We start from the raw sequence: 16,401 nt of genomic DNA, 5'->3' as shown, positions 1-16,401 counted from the left end.
CTATAAGACTCCATCCTGAATCACTTCAATTTTATACCCATCAGGATCAGTTACAAAATAGTAGAAAGGATCCATTCCGGGTAAGCCAGAAATATCAGTCAATTCGTACCCTTTTTCTTCATGTTGGTCATGAATAGCTTTAACATCATCAACTAATAAACCAATATGACCATAGCCATTACCAAGATCATAACCATCACTGTCATAGTTATAGGTTAATTCTAAACGCCAGCTGGAGCCTGGTAAGGCCATATAACATAAGGTAAATTCATTATCCGGGAAATCCTTTTTATCAACTACTTCAAATCCGAAAGCTTCTTGATAAAAAGCAATTGAGGCTTCTAAATCCTTCACCCGCACACAAGTATGATCAACTTTCATTGCTTCCATCCCTTCTATATTTGCTACATTTATATATGCTTTAATCTTACCCTATCTCACTAAGATTTTCAAAGTAAAGCTGCTATTTAAACTGTTTACTAGGTTAAACTTAGTTTCTTTAATCCAATTCTTATATTCTCTTTCCAGGTATTAAAAAAGCGTAATCTAGCCTAAAATCTTCTAGCAGGTGTTTGGAAGCTAAATAAAATAAATATGTTTTAAAGCGAGATAAAAAGCAATAAAAAAAGCGGTACTAATTACCGCTGTTTCATTATCTTTTGTAAACCCCATGGCGTGGGCTAAAAACTTGTACGTTATTTGTACGATTTACTCTTGATTTAACTGTTTTTAAGTAATTTTAGAATACTAAAAAATGCTGATATATCAGCATTTTTAAAGCTATTTAACTTGCGTTTAAAACATTCTATGCGGCCAAGAGGACTTGAACCTCCACGGGAATTACTCCCACTACCCCCTCAAGGTAGCGCGTCTGCCGATTCCGCCATGACCGCTAAATTTGACTACCCATACATCATAACTTAATTGGCACTCTTCTGTCAAGAACTTTTTATCCTTTTCTGTAAAAGGAAAAGCCTATTAACATGACCTATCACATAGTCTTAATAAATGTAAATATTAATTGATCTCATTATATAAAAAAGAGCCGAGATTATAAACTCAGGCTCTCTGTTCCTTATTCTCCTTGTGGACGACGACATGCTAACGTTCCCATGCCAATACATCCTTGGCCGCCATGGGTTCCTAAAACGGGGGTCAAATAAGTCGTCATATAATCTAAATCAGGAAATTCAGCTAAAATTGCTTGTTCAAATTCTTTGACTTCCCCTGGGGCATTACCATGAGCAAAGGCTAATTTTAGCCCTGCAGGGTAGCGATCTTTTGCCTCTTGAACGAGTTCAATATAGCGCTTGATCACCTTGCGTTTGGTTCTAACCTTATCATATAAGACCACTTCACCTGCTTCATTGAAGTATAGAATAACAAATACTCTTAACATGGTAGACAAGGCTGCTTGGAAGGAAGTCGCTCGTCCGCCTTTAACAATATTTTTCAAGTCTTTTAACATGACATAGACACGGGAGTTATCAGCAATCCATTGCATTTCTTCCGCTATAGCTTGAGGCTGCCGCCCCTCTTCTACCATTGCCATTCCCTCTTTTAAGATGTGAAGCATTTGGATCGAAGTTCCCTTAGAGTCGATAATATAAGAGTTAAAGTGATCAGCATACTCCTCTAAAATCATATGGGCAGTCTGTAAGGTTCCACTTATTTTAGAGGAGAGGAAAATACCAAAAACCGTGTCATAGCCTTCTTCCACTAGCTGGTCACAGACCCGGTAAAACTCTACAGGCTGAGGTTGCGATGAAGTTGGGAGTTCCTCACTGGTCTCCAATTTGTTGTAAAAGCGTTTGCTTTCCGCAGTATCTGTCGTGTCGCTAAAGACCTCCCCATCAGGAAAACGTACCGATAATTCCACTTCCATGACATTGGCCAAATTCTTAATCTTATTGGGAAGTGATGCCGTACTATCAATGATAAAAGCAGCCTTCATAATTTACTCAATTTCCTCCTTATATAAAATAGGTATTTAATTATCTTATACTAGCACAAAAGAACAATTTCGATAAGTAAAGACCATTCTCTATAGGAAACTAATTAGCCAATTATTATTGATAGCTTTTAACGTCCGGCCTTAATGCCAATTGTTTCTCCACTATTCCACGATGAAATGTCTTGATCATAGGGGATACAAAACTTGCAGAAAATATGGCATTTGTTTGCGCCACCATGGCCAATCATGGGCCACATCTTCTCCCCAAGTATCAAACCAAGCAGGGATTTGCTTAAATTCAAAAGCCTCTTTTAAGCTATAAAAACTGGGTAGGCCATCTTCTTCCCAAGGGCCCAGTCCTGTACATACAATAACATCTCCCTGGCGGTAATGATCAATAAACCAGGGATCATTTTGTCCCCAAAGGAAATCGACTGGTGAGTTATGGTAAATTTCAAAGTCATCCTGGTAGCCCTTCATGAAATAACGAACATCGTATACTCCACTTAGAGCAATCACAGTATCAATCACATCTGGGTGGTTTAGAAAAGTATTAACAGCATGGTAGGCTCCCATACTGCAACCGGTTGCTCCCATAGGGTCCATCCAATTCGAAACATGCTTAATTAAAGGCAGGGCTTCTTCAATAAAATAACGATCATAAGCCTGTTGAGCTAAGGCCATATCATGACCTGATTTATTGGATAACCAGCTCTGGTCATCATAGGAGGATAAGGTAAAGAATTGCAACTTACCATTATCAATCCAGGCTTGACAGGCCTCAATCATACCAAAATCAGCATATTCATTATGAGACCCACCTGAAGAGGGAAAGACCAAAAAGGGCTTTCCAGCGTGTCCATAACGATTAATTGACATATTTCGTCCAATAGTGTGCCCATAGTGGGTATAGCTTTCAAAATTCATAACTGTCTCCTTAATATTCACCTAAGTATCAGATTAGTAGAGCGAAAATCAATGCCCTTTTACTTGCCTTAAGCATCGCTTCACTCATTAACAAAATTGCCAGCATTGCTAAGGGTAGACTTATCTGCTAAGCTAGAAGATCAGTCATTTTTTATCAGCTGGATATTTTTCCTCATAGTATAGCACATTTTAAATCGAGATTATTAGGTTTAGACAATATTTGGCAAGCAATAAATCAGTACCTGCTCATTGGGTGGAATAGTTGACAATCAGAACATATGTTCTTATATTAAGAGATAGTACCATATGATTATTTACTAGCTAATATAAGGAAATGATTCTATGCCCAAGCAAACGAAGCACAAAAAATTCCCCCATGCCTATCGATCCATGATCAAATGGCAGAGCATGTTCCTATCTGAACACCGAGAAGCCTTAAGGTCAAGGCAAAAAAATTACGGTAGAGTCCATCCCCTGGCCTTGACTAGCCAGCAAATGACTTTGACCAAACTCCGCCAGAAACTTTTTTTGGCCTTGAATAGTCAACTCCCCTGCACCATTGTTTTGAATGAGGTCGACTCAGATGGCCACTATCGATTACTACATGGTTATATACACAGCCTGGACCACGAATATTTTCTGATGAACCAAGAAACAATTCCTTTATCTCTCCTTAAATCTTGCCAAGTCATTCTAGATTAATCGGCTTATTTTATCGAATCTTAAAGGCCTAAGCGCTTTACTTGTAAATACAAGTAAAAATGATTATCATAGATAAATGGACATTTTCAAAAATAAAATGCTTAGAAAGGAGTTACTATGGAGTTTGCCAAAGACCACCTAAGTACACTACTCTTTCAGGTAGCGACTTTAGAAAAAAGCTATATCGACAAACAGGTTAAAAAAGCTAATCTAAATATCATTCAAGCCAAGAGTCTTTACTATATCCATCTCCATCCCCAGCTCATCCAAAAAGAGCTTGCAGAATATTTGGATAAACCCCATGCTACGACCAGTAATATTGTGACTAGTCTGGAAAGTAAAGGTTATCTTTATCGCAAACAAATTTCCGGGAATGAACAAAAGAAATACCTGTTCTTAACGCCACAGGGAGAAAAACTGGCTAAAGAAATCAAATTCATTTTTGACCAACTTGAAGAAATTGTGACTAACAATTTATCCTTAAATGATAAAAAAGAAATTCAAGAATTACTCAAACGTATTCACAATAATTTACAAGAACAAAAATAAGAAAGGAGTCGCCTATGTTAAAAATATTAAAACGCATCCCCATACACTTAATCTTGCTGAGTATCTTCTTTGCATTTGCCCAAGGGCTTGCTGAATTAGTCTTACCAACTTTCACCGCTGGCCTAGTTAACCAAGGGATTGTCCCTGGGGATTTTTCAGCCATTAGCCGAATTGCTATCCAGATGCTAGGTGTCACCCTAATCATTGTTGGTTCTGCCCTAGCAAATATCTGGTTTGCTTCACAAGCCTCACAAGGACTGGGAAAAGATTTACGAGATACCATCTACGCTAAAGTACAACGCTTATCGAAAGACACTTACGATCATTTTGGTGGTGCCTCTCTGATTACTCGGAGCTCAAGTGACATTATGCAAATTGAATTGACCACAATGATGGTCTTACGAATGTTTCTATTGGCTCCAGCTATGCTTATTGCTAGCTTAGTGATGGCCTACCGAGCAAGCGCCTTACTTAGTCAAACCTATCTGGTTACCATTCCCCTAGTTATTATCTCTTTAGCCTTAGTCCTCTATTTCGCCTCCCCCTTATTCCGCGCCATGCAAGCCAAGGTGGACAATATGAACCTGATCTTTAGAGAGGGACTAACTGGTATTCGCGTCATTCGCGCCTTTAATAAGAGTGACTATGAATCCAAGCGCTTTGCTAAGGCCAATGAAGACTATCGGCAAACGGCTGTTGGCGCCCAAATTCGCTTAGCTTTCCTACTCCCTGCCCTACTCTTAATTTTGAACCTAACCACGATTTATATTAACTGGTTTGGGGGGCATTTAGTCGCCAACCAACAACTCAGCATTGGAGTTATTCTTTCCTTTGTTTCCTATACATCCATTATGGGAATATCCTTTGCCTTTATCGGCATGATGTTTGTTCTCATCCCAAGAGCCCAAGTTTCAGCTGAACGGATTAATCAAGTCCTCGATGCTCCTGAAAAAATTCATTCCCCTGCTGATGGTGGCAAGACTTTTGACCCTAAGCGGCAAGCTAGACTAGATTTTGACCATGTCAATTACAGCTATCAAGGGGCAGAATCTAATGTTTTAACCGATATTAATTTCTCTATCAAAGCTGGGGAAACCTTAGGAATCATTGGCGGGACAGGTTCGGGAAAATCAACAATTGCTAACCTCATCCTGCGCTTCTATGAACGTTCTAGTGGCGACATCAAGATTAATGGCGAAAAAATTGAAAGCTATAATCTTGATGCTCTACGTGACTATATCGCCTACGTTCCTCAAAAGGCCAACCTCTTCAAAGGAAATATTCGATCTAACTTAGAATTTGGTAAGGGGCAGGCTAGTGATGAAGAAATTTGGCAAAACTTAAAGATTGCTCAAGCTGCTGACTTTGTGTCAAACTTATCCGATGGCATTGACCACCGGGTCGAGCAACGCGGTTCAAATTTCTCAGGAGGACAAAAACAACGTCTCTGCATCGCCAGAGCCCTGATGAAGGATGCGGCTATTTTGATCTTTGATGATTCCTTTTCTGCCTTAGATGCTAAAACAGATGTCAACCTAAGACAGGCACTGAGTCAGTACGCCAAGAATAAAATTACCCTTATTATTTCGCAAAAGGTCTCTACAATTAGGGATGCTGATAAAATTTTAGTCTTAGAAGACAATGGGAGTGTGGCTGGTTTAGGTAACCATGATACTTTAATGGAAACTTCGCCTTTATATGCTTCGATTGTGTCATCACAACTCAAGGAGGTGAGTGAATAATGGGAAGACGTACACCAAAATCAACTAGCAAAGCCCTTAAACGTCTTTTTAAATTTTTCGGTCACTATCAAAAATCATTCATTGCGGTTGTAATCCTTTCGGTGGCAGCAACGATAGCCGAAACCGTTGCGCCTAAAATTTTAGGACAAGCAACGACCTTGATTGCTGAAGGAGTCAACCAAGGACTACAAGAAATGAATGGACAAATGGGCTATAAGATTGACTTTACCGGGATTTTCCGTGTGCTTCTAGTGGTCGCTGCCTTATATATTGCCACTAGTATTGGCCGTTACTTCCAAAATTATTTACTGTCCCATGCCGTACAGGGAACAATTGCTAATCTCCGCCAAGCCATGCGAGATAAATTGAACAAGCTTCCAATTAGTACCATTGATCATTTATCGACCGGTGAAATTTTGAGTCGGGCTATTAATGATATTGAAAATATTGCCCGTACCCTGCAACAAAATATTGCTCAAACCATTATGAGTATTACCCAGTTAATTGGTGTAGTAACGATGATCCTCATGATCAGTCCCAAAATTGGGGGGCTTATGATATTAACTGTTCTATTTGCTGTTTTCCTGGTCAGCCGCATCACACCAATAACTCAAAGACTCTTTGCTGACCGGCAAAGAATTCAAGGAAGCATTAATGACCATATTGAGGAAGACTATAATGGTCAAATTGAAATTCGTGCTTTCAACCAACAAGGTCATAAGCGCGATCTATTTGAAGAAGAAACCGATGCTTATTATAAAACCTCACAACGGGCAGAATTCTTTTCTGGTTTTCTCTATCCCATGGTTAACTTTATCCGTAATTTAGATTACGTCCTCATTGCGTTTGTCGGGGGGATAGAGATTTTACAAGGTCGTCTACCACTTGGGGATGTCCAAGCCCTCTTGCAATACAACCCACAACTTTACCAACCCATTTCCAACCTTGCTACTATCGTTAACCAAATTCAAAGTACCCTAGCTTCCGCAGAACGGGTATTTGAATTCCTAGATCTGGAGGAAATGGAAGTAACCCATAGCGACTACTCCCTTATTGACACTGATAAAAAAGTAATCTTTAACAATGTTTATTTTGGTTATGATGACGACCATTACACTTTAAAAGATTATAATTTGGATGTTAATGAGGGCGAAACTATTGCTATCGTTGGCCCTACTGGTGCTGGTAAAACGACTCTAATTAACTTATTAGAGCGTTTCTACGACGTCGATAAAGGTAGTATTAAAATTGATGGTAAAGATATTCGTGACTATTCCCGCGAGGATGTTCGTAAACAAATGGGAATGGTCTTACAAGATACCTGGTTATTTAACGGAAGTATTTATGATAATATCGCATACGGTGATCATAACCAATCTGTTTCAGAGGAAGAAGTTTATGCTGCAGCTAAAACCGCCCATGTCGATGACTTTGTTCGGAAATTGCCTGATGGCTACGACACCATCATTAATGAAGATGCTTCAAATATTTCTCAGGGGCAAAGACAGCTCATTACGATTGCCCGTGCCCTAGTAGCCACACCAGATATCTTAATCTTAGATGAAGCGACCTCAAGTATTGACACACGCACTGAAGAATTAATTCAGAAAGCAACCGAAAAATTACTTAAAGGACGAACCAGTTTTGTGATTGCTCACCGTTTAAGTACGATTCAGGATGCTGATCAAATTATTGTTATGGACCAAGGAAGAATTATTGAAAAAGGTAACCATGAAAGTCTAATGGAAAAACGAGGCTTCTATTACGGCTTGTATAGCGCCCAATTCCAAGAAGATTAACAAAAAGCTCAGTCTCTTTTACTGCGACATAGTAAAAGATAGACTGAGCTTTTTCTATATATTATTCCCCATTAACGATATGCTTGTCTAACCAATCGTTAAATTGTGAAGTAAATTGTTTCATGTCGTCAACTGCTTTAAAATCAGGAATGTTACCAATAAGGACCTGGTCACTTTGCTTGGCCCGGTCTCCTTGTTTTTGGAGAATCAGGATACTTTTTTGCGAAAACTCATTTTGAAAAAGACTTTGGGGTAAATTAATAAAGGCTTGCAAATAAGCTGTTTCATTTATCCCATGCATCAATTGCGGTAGCGTTGGATCGGTTAAAGTAGATTTGGGGACTAAGAACAAGCCCCAAGCATTGTCCTCTAAATAATGAATCCCCTGCTCAATTAACAAATAATGGGCATAGGCATGGGAGCCTTCCTCAATAAATTTTGCCCCACTCTTAAAAGTCTGGGCGACTTGGTCTTGAGGATAATAGCCTATCGGTAAATCAGCAATAATAACCTGACAGGGATCAACCAACAAATCTCCCAAAGCATCAGCAAGGGTGAGTTTTGGACTTAAGCCAAGTAAGGCCATGGCCTTTTCACCAATAGATAGCATCAAGTCATCATTATCAACTCCGGCCCCAAGGACTTGATAGTCTTGGTCCGTAAAAGTCTTCGCCACCAGTGACCATAAATTACCGGTGCCAAAGCAGGGATCAAAAAGATTGATAGACTTTTCTAGCGAATTTCGATTCGACTCAACTAAGCGAAAGGCCAAGTAGCCGATAATTAAGGCAATGGCATCAGGAGTGGCTTGATAATTAGCCTGTATTTCTTGCTTCTTTACCCCTTCAATCAATAGCCATTGGATGATATTATGCTTGGCTTCCTGGTCTAAACCCTGCCACTGACTTTTTTGATAGAGGTTATTTAATTCCTTAATCACTTGATCGTCAGGTGCTCCGTTAATTTGCTGAGCTGATCCTAGTAATAGGTTCTGTAATGTTTCATGAATAGCCTCAACATAGGTCATTTCTAAGGCCTGAGCACTTTTTTCGGTCGCTTCATGCAAATATGTAAAGGCTGATTTAATTCCTTCGGTATCCATAACCCACTCCTTTTAAATGTCTTTATAATAAAAAAGGGCTGTGACAACTGTCTCAGCCTCTTAAGTCGTCTGCTTAAGCTTCTTGGTATACAGAAACTTGTTTGCTGTTACGACCTTTACGTTCAAATTTAACCACACCATCACATAGTGCGAATAAAGTATCGTCTCCACCGCGTCCAACGTTTACACCTGGATGAATATGGGTACCACGTTGACGGTAAAGAATTGATCCACCTGTTACAAATTGGCCATCTGCCCGTTTAGCTCCTAAACGTTTAGCTTGTGAGTCACGGCCGTTAGCTGTGGAACCGCCACCTTTTTTGTGGGCGAAAAATTGTAAATCTAATTTTAACATGTTAGGTTCCTCCTTTGTTTACTTTTTTAAAGATACCTGAAGATAGTCAGGTTGACTGGCGCTAACATCATCTTTTAAGGCATAATAGCAACTTTTAAATAAGATTTCGGCAAGCTGGGCTTGGTTATCATCCAAGTCAGCGGGAATTTCGCAATAGAGATAACCCCCATCTGGATCTAAGTCAACAATTGGAGCCACTTGTGTTAAACGCTCCAAATTATTCACCAGGGAAAAAGTTAAAGTTGACACCGCAGCACACACTAAATCATGGCCATATTCCCCTGATAAAGCGTGTCCTAGCACTGTCATACTTACAAAGCTTCCATCTTTACATTTAAACTTTGCTTGAATCATACTTAAGCCTTAATTGAATCAATTGTTACTTTAGTATAAGGTTGACGATGGCCTTGTTTAGAACGAGAGTCTTTTTTAGGACGGTATTTGAAGGTAGTCACTTTCTTTTCGCGACCTTGTTTTTCAACCGTTCCTTCAACTGAGGCACCTTCTACTAATGGTGTACCAATTTTAGTACTTTCACCACCAACAAAGACTACTTCGTCAAAGGTTACCTTATCTCCTGCTTCAGCATCTAATTTTTCAACAAAGATTACTGAACCTTCTTCAACTTTAATTTGCTTTCCACCTGTTTTAATAACAGCGTACATGCAATGCACCTCCTTATAATTACTTAGACTCGCCAAGATAAGTGATCAAATAATCATACTTGATACTTCAACTTATCGATGCGCGGTTGCAGTTCTGGTGCTTACAGAAATACAACAAGAGTAGTTTAGCAAAATTAAGCCCTAAGGTCAAGGATAAATCCTTAGATTTTGTAAGTATAGAGCCTCACTGGTTTTTTGTCGCCCTTTTTTATGCACTTCATTTTACAACTTACCGTATTTTTAATTTAAATTACTTGGATATCTGTTAAACTCGAAATACCTAATTCTGCCAAACGAGACGGTAATTCTTTAGCTAAATCAATACAAATTCCAGGATTTTTAAAGTGTTGGTAACCCACTTGGACGGCGTTAGCTCCGGCCATAAACATTTCAATCACATCATCGACCGTGCATACACCACCAACCCCGATAATAGGTAGCTGGCTTTGTTGGCGGACTTGGTGAATCATTCTTAAAGCCAAGGGTTTTAAGAGTGGGCCTGAGATTCCCCCATAGCCATTACCTAGAACTGGTCTTTTTTCTTTAATATCAATACCCATTCCGAGTAAGGTATTGATCATGGTTAGCCCATCTGCACCTGCTTCTTCCAAGGCTTGGGCCATAGCCACCACGTCATCGACATTGGGTGACAATTTAACGTATACTGGTAGGTCAACTAAGGACTTAATTTTTTCAGTTAATTCCTTAGCAAATTGAGGATCCTTACCAAAAGCTAGGCCGCCCTTTTTCACATTCGGACAAGAGATATTAATTTCAAGAGCGTTCACTAAGCCGGATTGATCAAATAATTGGGCGACTTGACAATAGTCCTCAACTGTATTTCCTCCTACGCTAGCAATGATAGGCAAGCTAGGATATTTTTCTTTGAGCTGAGGAAGTTTTTCCTTGATAACCACATCAATTCCTGGGTTTTTTAAGCCTACTGCATTAAGACTGTATTCATCATTCCACCACATCTTAGGATCAGGATTGCCTTCGCGAGCTTCCAAAGTGGTGGTTTTTATCACTAAGGCGCCTAATTGACTTAAATCGAGGTCTTGGCAATTAGAGAAATCACCATAACCAAAACTCCCACTAGCGGGCATTAAAGGGTTAGATAAGGATAAACCGGGTAATTCCACTTGGATATTATTCATTACTATTTCCTCCCTCAGCTTGATAAACAACTTTTCCATTAACTAAACAATATTCGGTTTTTCCGTATAAACTGGTGTTATTTAGAGGGCTATTGCTACTCTTTGAGGCGTAGTCACTAGCCTTGACTTGATAAGGACGGTCGAGGTTAAAAATACTAATATCAGCGGCTTGCCCTGGCCAGATTGTTCCTGCTGTCTCTAAATGGAATAATTGACGAGGTTGGTCAGTCATTAGGGCAATGAGCCTTTCTAAACTGAGTTTTCCTCGCTTAACTAATAGCGTGTATAAACTCATAAAGGCTGTTTCGCTACCAACAATTCCAAAGGGGGACTTCAAGAAACCTTGACTCTTTTCTTCTTCGGTATGGGGAGCATGGTCTGTAGCGATCAAATCAATGGTCCCGTCATTTAAGGCTTGGACTAGGGCTTCTTGGTCTGATGAGTTTCTCAATGGCGGGTTCATTTTATAATTCGCATCATCTTTTAAGATATTGCCATCATGGAAGAGAAGGTGGTGGGGAGCAACCTCACAAGTAATATTCACTCCATCCAATTTGGCTTGGCGAATCAAATTTAAACTGGCCGCCGTAGACACATGGCAGACATGGTAGTGAACCCCTGTTGCCCGAGCTAATTCAATATCTCTAGCCAATTGACTGCTTTCAGCCACTGATAAAATCCCAGGAAGTTCCAAACGCTCTGCAGCCTTACCTGCATTGATCACGCCATTATTAAATAAGGAACGATCTTCTAGGTGGGCACAAATGGCTAGGCCTTGCTCTTTGGCTGCTAGCATCGCTTGATACATGGTTGCAGCAGATTGGACGCCATGTCCATCATTACTCAAGGCAAAGGCACCCTCCTCCTTCATTGCTGGAATATCAACAACTTGGTCACTGGTTAAATCCTTGGTAATGGGAGCGTATTGATGAATCTTTACCTCACCATCACTTTGATTCTTTTGAATTAACTGACTAAGTTTTTCAGGGGTATCAGGAACGGGATTGGTGTTAGCCATGGTACATACGCTAGTAAAACCTCCGCGAGCTGCTGCCCGGCTACCACTAGCAATCGTTTCTTTGTCTTCAAAACCTGGTTCCCGGTAATGCACATGGATATCAATAAGACCTGGAGTCACCAAGCAACCTGAAGCATCAATCACTTGATCAACTTCATCTTGGTCGATCAAGTGTTGACCCAAAGCTTGGATCTTTCCTCCCTCAATAAGAATATCCATAGTCGTCAAAGAGCCCTGACTATAAACCTTACCTGCTTGAATTAGGACTTTCATTATTTCTCACCCTCAATCACACTCTTTAAGATAGCCATTCTCATATAAACGCCATTTTCCATTTGTTGCACAAAGCGACTCTTTTCTGATTCTACAAGTTCACTAGCCAGTTCAACGTCACGATTAATAGGACCTGGATGCATTAATATGGCATGGTCTTGTAGCTTTTGATAACGTTCTAAATTAATTCCATATTTCTCATGATAACGCTTAGGGTCAAAACTCTTCTCCAATGGGTCATCAGAATGTCTTTCATGTTGGACCCGTAAGAGCATCACCACATCCATTTGGTCAATTAACTGATCAATGTCTTGGTAGCTGCCATATTGGTCCATTTGAGGATCATACCATGCTTCTGGACCTGAAAAGAAAACTTGACTTCCCAATTGGTTGAGTAATTGGGCATTGCTACGAGCTACCCGTGAATTTTTAATGTCACCAATAATTGCAACCTTCAAACCATCAAAGTGCTTAAACTCCTCATAGATGGTCATCATATCTAGTAAACATTGGCTCGGATGTTGGCCACTACCATCCCCACCATTAATAAGGTGGATTTTGTGGTGGTGTTTATTAAGCTCTTTTAATAGGTCAAGATAGTACTCATTTTGAGAATGGCGAATAACTAATGCATTAGCTCCAATAGCTTCTAAAGTAATAACGGTATCATAGAGACTTTCGCCTTTATTGACCGAACTCTGACTCACTTCAAAGGGTAAGACTTGATAACCCAACCGCCGTTCTGCCTGCTCAAAACTCATATGTGTTCTAGTTGAATTTTCATAAAACAAATTAGCCATCGTAATGGATTGGGGATGAACCGCTACTGGACTATTTTTAAAAGTTTCCCCTTGTCTAATCAGCTCCATTACTTCTTCATTGCTTAAATCTTGTACACTGGTTAAATGTTCCATTCTTATCCCCCTAAAATTTTTCAAAAGTTTAACGATTTCTTGTCTATCTTATAATGCTTGAGTTGAAATACTGCGGCTTTGTAGTACCTTCAGCATGGCTAAAGCAGTATCTAAGGTGGTAAACAGTGGAATATTATGTTCAATAGCTAATTGACGAATAATTTGACCATCCTCACCAGCTTCTTTTTGTCCACCAACAGTATTGATAATGGCTTGAATCTTGCCATTTTCAATTAAATGAGGAATACTGTTTGCCTCATTACTGTTAATTTTAGCCACAGCTTTTACTTTTAGACCCTTATTGCTAAAGTATTGGCCAGTACCCGTAGTCGTTAAAATTTCATAGCCTAAGCACTTAAAGCCATTAGCCAGGGTCAGGGCTTCTTCTTTCGAAAGGTCATCAATGGTGAAAAGGATGTTTCCAAACTGTGGCAGGTGTAAGCCACTAGCCTCAAAGGCCTTGTAGAGAGCTTCTTCTAAACTACGACCACATCCGATGACTTCTCCTGTCGATTTCATTTCCGGACCTAGTAAACTATCCACTTGGGCTAATTTATTAAAGGAGAAGACCGGTGCCTTAATATAGACGCCGTCTGCTTCTTTTGGCGAACTAAGGTCGATCAAATCGCTAAGTTTTTTACCAAGAATTAACTGGGTAGCGACTTGAGCCATGGAAATATTAGTTACCTTAGATAGGAATGGCACCGTCCGACTGGCTCTTGGATTGACTTCGATTACATAGACTTTCTCGCCTTGGACGATAAATTGAATATTCATTAAGCCCACACAGTGCAAGGATTTAGCTAATTCCTGACTGTATTGAATGATAGTTGCTTGCACCGATGCACTGAGGTTTTGAGGTGGATAAGCAGCAATGGAGTCTCCCGAGTGCACTCCGGCGCGTTCAATATGTTCCATAATGCCTGGGACATAGGCATCTTCACCATCTGAGATTACATCAACTTCACACTCTATACCAAGAAGGTAATCGTCAATTAAGACAGGATGATCCTCACTAACTTCAACAGCACTTTGGATATATTTATGTAATTCAGCTTCACTATAGACAATTTCCATAGCCCGACCGCCAATGACATAGGATGGACGTACTAAAACAGGATAACCAATTTCTTTGGCCGCCTTAACCGCTTCACTTTCATTCATTACCGTTTTCCCATTAGGCTGAGGAATATTTAAAGAGTGAATCAATTGTTCAAAAAGATCACGATCTTCTGCGCGGTCAATATCTTCTACTTGGGTTCCCAGTAATTCCACTCCAGCTCTAGCCAATGGCCAAGCCAGATTAATCGCTGTTTGTCCACCGAACTGAACGATAACTCCTTTAGGGCGCTCTAAGTCAATAACATTCATCACATCTTCAAAACTTAAGGGTTCAAAATATAATTTATCCGATATCGAAAAGTCAGTGGAGACCGTTTCTGGATTACTATTAATAACTATGGCTTCATAGCCTGCATGTTTTAAAGCTTCAACACAGTGGACCGTAGCATAGTCAAATTCAACCCCTTGACCAATACGAATAGGCCCAGACCCTAAGACAATGACTTTTTCACGGTCAGAAACTTGCGATTCGTTGGCTTCTGCGTAGGTGGAATAGAAGTATGGGGTTTGCGATTCAAATTCCCCTGCACAGGTATCTACCATTTTATAACTTGGCAGAATACCAGTCTCAAGGCGATATTTTCTCACTTCTTCTGGCGTCCAATCCCATAGTTGGGCGATTTTTACATCGGAAAAGCCTTTTACCTTGGCCTTGCGCAAGCTGTACTGATCTCCTACATTTTGGCTTAGTTCTTCTTCCAATTCCGCAATAACTAAGAGCTTATCAAGGAAGAAAGGATCTATTCCAGTCCATTGGTTTAACAAATCAATATCTACCCCACGGCGGACCGCTTCAGATAAATAAAAGAAACGATCATCTTGGGGATCTTGGATCTTTTCTTCTAAAGTATCCATATCTAGATCAGAGAAATCGCTAATTTCGTTATGGATCACGCCAATTTCTAATGAACGACAAGCCTTGAGCAAGCTTTCTTCGATATTTCTACCGATTGCCATCACTTCCCCCGTTGCCTTCATTTGGGTACCTAGATGACGGTCAGCATGTTCAAACTTATCAAAAGGAAAGCGCGGCATTTTGCATACCACATAGTCTAAAGCGGGTTCAAACATGGAATAGGAAGAACCAGTGACTGGATTGATCATTTCATCGAGGGTTAGACCAACAGCTATCTTAGCAGCTAATTTAGCAATAGGGTAACCCGTAGCTTTAGAAGCCAAGGCTGAAGACCGGGAAACCCGCGGGTTAACCTCAATCACATAATAGTTAGCTGAATGAGGATCTAAGGCTAATTGGACATTACAACCACCTTCAATCCCGAGGGCGCGGATGATTTTTAAGCTCACATCTCTAAGCATTTGGCTATCCTCGTCAGAAAGGGTTTGCGATGGGGCAAAAACAATGGAATCTCCCGTGTGAATACCAACCGGGTCAAAATTTTCCATATTACATACTACCAAGGCATTGTCTTGGCTATCCCGCATCACTTCGTATTCGATTTCTTTATAGCCAGTAATCGAACGTTCAATCAAACATTGGTGAACCGGAGATAAGGATAGGCCATGTTCAGCAATTTCCGCTAACTCTTCCTCATTGTCACACAGTCCCCCACCAGTTCCTCCTAGGGTAAAAGCGGGACGAACAATTATTGGATAGCCAATTTCATTAGCAAAGGCGATAGCTTCATCAACATGGTGGACGATTTTGGATTCAGGAATCGGTTCACCTAGGCTTTCCATTAACTCCTTAAATTGTTCCCGGTCTTCAGCTTGGTTGATGGCTTTTAAGTCCGTTCCTAAGAGTTCGATTTCTAAGTCTTCTAAAACACCAGCTTGAGAAAGTTCAATAGCCATATTCAAGGCTGTTTGTCCCCCTAAGGTAGGTAAGAGGGCATCAGGATGTTCTTGGTGAAGAATTTGAGTTAAGAATTCCAATGTCAAAGGTTCCATATAAACCTTATCGGCTACTTCACGGTCAGTCATAATGGTCGCTGGATTAGAGTTCACTAAGACCACTTCATAACCTTCTTCGCGTAAGGCTAAACAAGCTTGAGTCCCTGCATAATCAAATTCTGCTGCCTGGCCAATCACAATAGGACCAGAACCAATAACCATTATTTTTTTAATATCATTACGTTTTGTCATATTTCCTCCTATTTTCTAA

General features: G+C 40.1%; 15 protein-coding genes, 1 tRNA gene and 1 other annotated feature. Of the genes, 4 read left to right on the top strand and 12 right to left on the bottom strand.

Translation table 11 applies throughout. From position 1 onward, the window contains the following. The 4 genes from gloA to AWM73_RS03945 all read right to left on the bottom strand — a co-directional run bounded on the left by gloA (position 1) and on the right by AWM73_RS03945 (position 2,881). Complete coding sequence (gloA, locus tag AWM73_RS03960) at positions 1-381, bottom strand: lactoylglutathione lyase (RefSeq protein WP_060778174.1); 381 nt, start codon at positions 379-381, stop codon at positions 1-3. Between the two features lie 427 nt (positions 382-808). After that, positions 809-893, bottom strand: a tRNA-Leu gene (locus AWM73_RS03955). 182 nt (positions 894-1,075) lie between these two features. Next, the gene (locus AWM73_RS03950; RefSeq protein ID WP_060778173.1) at positions 1,076-1,954 is read right to left on the bottom strand and encodes a DegV family protein; all 879 of its coding nucleotides are present in this window, start codon (positions 1,952-1,954) and stop codon (positions 1,076-1,078) included. 186 nt (positions 1,955-2,140) lie between these two features. Further along, positions 2,141-2,881 carry an esterase family protein gene (locus AWM73_RS03945; protein WP_060778172.1) on the bottom strand — a complete coding sequence of 247 codons (741 nt, stop codon included), beginning with the start codon at positions 2,879-2,881 and terminating at the stop codon, positions 2,141-2,143. A 342-nt stretch (positions 2,882-3,223) separates the two neighbouring features. On the opposite strand from AWM73_RS03945, the gene AWM73_RS03940 reads away from it, so the two are divergent. From AWM73_RS03940 to AWM73_RS03925, 4 genes are all read left to right on the top strand, one after another. Continuing rightward, the gene (locus AWM73_RS03940; RefSeq protein ID WP_060778171.1) at positions 3,224-3,583 is read left to right on the top strand and encodes a YolD-like family protein; all 360 of its coding nucleotides are present in this window, start codon (positions 3,224-3,226) and stop codon (positions 3,581-3,583) included. A 117-nt stretch (positions 3,584-3,700) separates the two neighbouring features. Further along, entirely contained in the window at positions 3,701-4,132 is a 432-nt protein-coding gene (locus tag AWM73_RS03935) for a MarR family winged helix-turn-helix transcriptional regulator (RefSeq protein WP_060778170.1), read from the top strand. 14 nt (positions 4,133-4,146) lie between these two features. Beyond that, a complete protein-coding gene (locus AWM73_RS03930) occupies positions 4,147-5,874 on the top strand; it encodes an ABC transporter ATP-binding protein (RefSeq protein WP_060778169.1) in 1,728 nt (575 codons plus the stop codon). Next, complete coding sequence (locus tag AWM73_RS03925; RefSeq protein ID WP_060778168.1) at positions 5,874-7,673, top strand: ABC transporter ATP-binding protein; 1,800 nt, start codon at positions 5,874-5,876, stop codon at positions 7,671-7,673. Before AWM73_RS03930 ends, AWM73_RS03925 begins: the two co-directional genes overlap by 1 nt. Positions 7,674-7,734: 61 nt before the next feature. Here AWM73_RS03925 and AWM73_RS03920 read toward each other — a convergent pair whose 3' ends face one another. From AWM73_RS03920 to carB, 8 genes are all read right to left on the bottom strand, one after another. Then, entirely contained in the window at positions 7,735-8,775 is a 1,041-nt protein-coding gene (locus AWM73_RS03920) for a class I SAM-dependent methyltransferase (protein WP_060778167.1), read from the bottom strand. Between the two features lie 73 nt (positions 8,776-8,848). Further along, on the bottom strand, positions 8,849-9,130 hold the full coding sequence (gene rpmA, locus AWM73_RS03915) for a 50S ribosomal protein L27 (RefSeq protein ID WP_013669098.1): 282 nt from the start codon (positions 9,128-9,130) through the stop codon (positions 8,849-8,851). Between the two features lie 18 nt (positions 9,131-9,148). Further along, entirely contained in the window at positions 9,149-9,484 is a 336-nt protein-coding gene (locus tag AWM73_RS03910) for a ribosomal-processing cysteine protease Prp (RefSeq protein WP_060778166.1), read from the bottom strand. A 2-nt stretch (positions 9,485-9,486) separates the two neighbouring features. Further along, the gene (gene rplU / locus AWM73_RS03905; protein ID WP_013668659.1) at positions 9,487-9,795 is read right to left on the bottom strand and encodes a 50S ribosomal protein L21; all 309 of its coding nucleotides are present in this window, start codon (positions 9,793-9,795) and stop codon (positions 9,487-9,489) included. 15 nt (positions 9,796-9,810) lie between these two features. Continuing rightward, positions 9,811-9,893, bottom strand: a sequence feature (ribosomal protein L21 leader region). A 147-nt stretch (positions 9,894-10,040) separates the two neighbouring features. Next, a complete protein-coding gene (locus AWM73_RS03900) occupies positions 10,041-10,952 on the bottom strand; it encodes a dihydroorotate dehydrogenase (RefSeq protein WP_060778165.1) in 912 nt (303 codons plus the stop codon). Then, positions 10,945-12,243 carry a dihydroorotase gene (locus AWM73_RS03895; RefSeq protein WP_060778164.1) on the bottom strand — a complete coding sequence of 433 codons (1,299 nt, stop codon included), beginning with the start codon at positions 12,241-12,243 and terminating at the stop codon, positions 10,945-10,947. The genes AWM73_RS03900 and AWM73_RS03895 overlap by 8 nt, the downstream gene beginning before the upstream one ends. Next, positions 12,243-13,181: an aspartate carbamoyltransferase catalytic subunit gene (locus AWM73_RS03890; protein ID WP_060778163.1), complete on the bottom strand. Its 939-nt coding sequence runs from the start codon at positions 13,179-13,181 to the stop codon at positions 12,243-12,245. Before AWM73_RS03890 ends, AWM73_RS03895 begins: the two co-directional genes overlap by 1 nt. A 24-nt stretch (positions 13,182-13,205) precedes the next feature. Then, positions 13,206-16,382: a carbamoyl-phosphate synthase large subunit gene (gene carB / locus AWM73_RS03885; protein ID WP_060778162.1), complete on the bottom strand. Its 3,177-nt coding sequence runs from the start codon at positions 16,380-16,382 to the stop codon at positions 13,206-13,208. Between the last annotated feature and the right edge of the window lie 19 nt (positions 16,383-16,401).

The organism is Aerococcus urinae (assembly GCF_001543175.1).
GTDB lineage: Bacteria > Bacillota > Bacilli > Lactobacillales > Aerococcaceae > Aerococcus > Aerococcus urinae.
This window is presented reverse-complemented; position numbering and strand designations above follow the sequence as displayed.

Coding starts and splice junctions, on each gene's coding strand:
- gloA (WP_060778174.1), bottom strand. CDS start 381: ATGAAAGTTGATCATACTTGTGTGCGGGTGAAGGATTTAGAAGCCTCA.
- AWM73_RS03950 (WP_060778173.1), bottom strand. CDS start 1,954: ATGAAGGCTGCTTTTATCATTGATAGTACGGCATCACTTCCCAATAAG.
- AWM73_RS03945 (WP_060778172.1), bottom strand. CDS start 2,881: ATGAATTTTGAAAGCTATACCCACTATGGGCACACTATTGGACGAAAT.
- AWM73_RS03940 (WP_060778171.1), top strand. CDS start 3,224: ATGCCCAAGCAAACGAAGCACAAAAAATTCCCCCATGCCTATCGATCC.
- AWM73_RS03935 (WP_060778170.1), top strand. CDS start 3,701: ATGGAGTTTGCCAAAGACCACCTAAGTACACTACTCTTTCAGGTAGCG.
- AWM73_RS03930 (WP_060778169.1), top strand. CDS start 4,147: ATGTTAAAAATATTAAAACGCATCCCCATACACTTAATCTTGCTGAGT.
- AWM73_RS03925 (WP_060778168.1), top strand. CDS start 5,874: ATGGGAAGACGTACACCAAAATCAACTAGCAAAGCCCTTAAACGTCTT.
- AWM73_RS03920 (WP_060778167.1), bottom strand. CDS start 8,775: ATGGATACCGAAGGAATTAAATCAGCCTTTACATATTTGCATGAAGCG.
- rpmA (WP_013669098.1), bottom strand. CDS start 9,130: ATGTTAAAATTAGATTTACAATTTTTCGCCCACAAAAAAGGTGGCGGT.
- AWM73_RS03910 (WP_060778166.1), bottom strand. CDS start 9,484: ATGATTCAAGCAAAGTTTAAATGTAAAGATGGAAGCTTTGTAAGTATG.
- rplU (WP_013668659.1), bottom strand. CDS start 9,795: ATGTACGCTGTTATTAAAACAGGTGGAAAGCAAATTAAAGTTGAAGAA.
- AWM73_RS03900 (WP_060778165.1), bottom strand. CDS start 10,952: ATGAATAATATCCAAGTGGAATTACCCGGTTTATCCTTATCTAACCCT.
- AWM73_RS03895 (WP_060778164.1), bottom strand. CDS start 12,243: ATGAAAGTCCTAATTCAAGCAGGTAAGGTTTATAGTCAGGGCTCTTTG.
- carB (WP_060778162.1), bottom strand. CDS start 16,382: ATGACAAAACGTAATGATATTAAAAAAATAATGGTTATTGGTTCTGGT.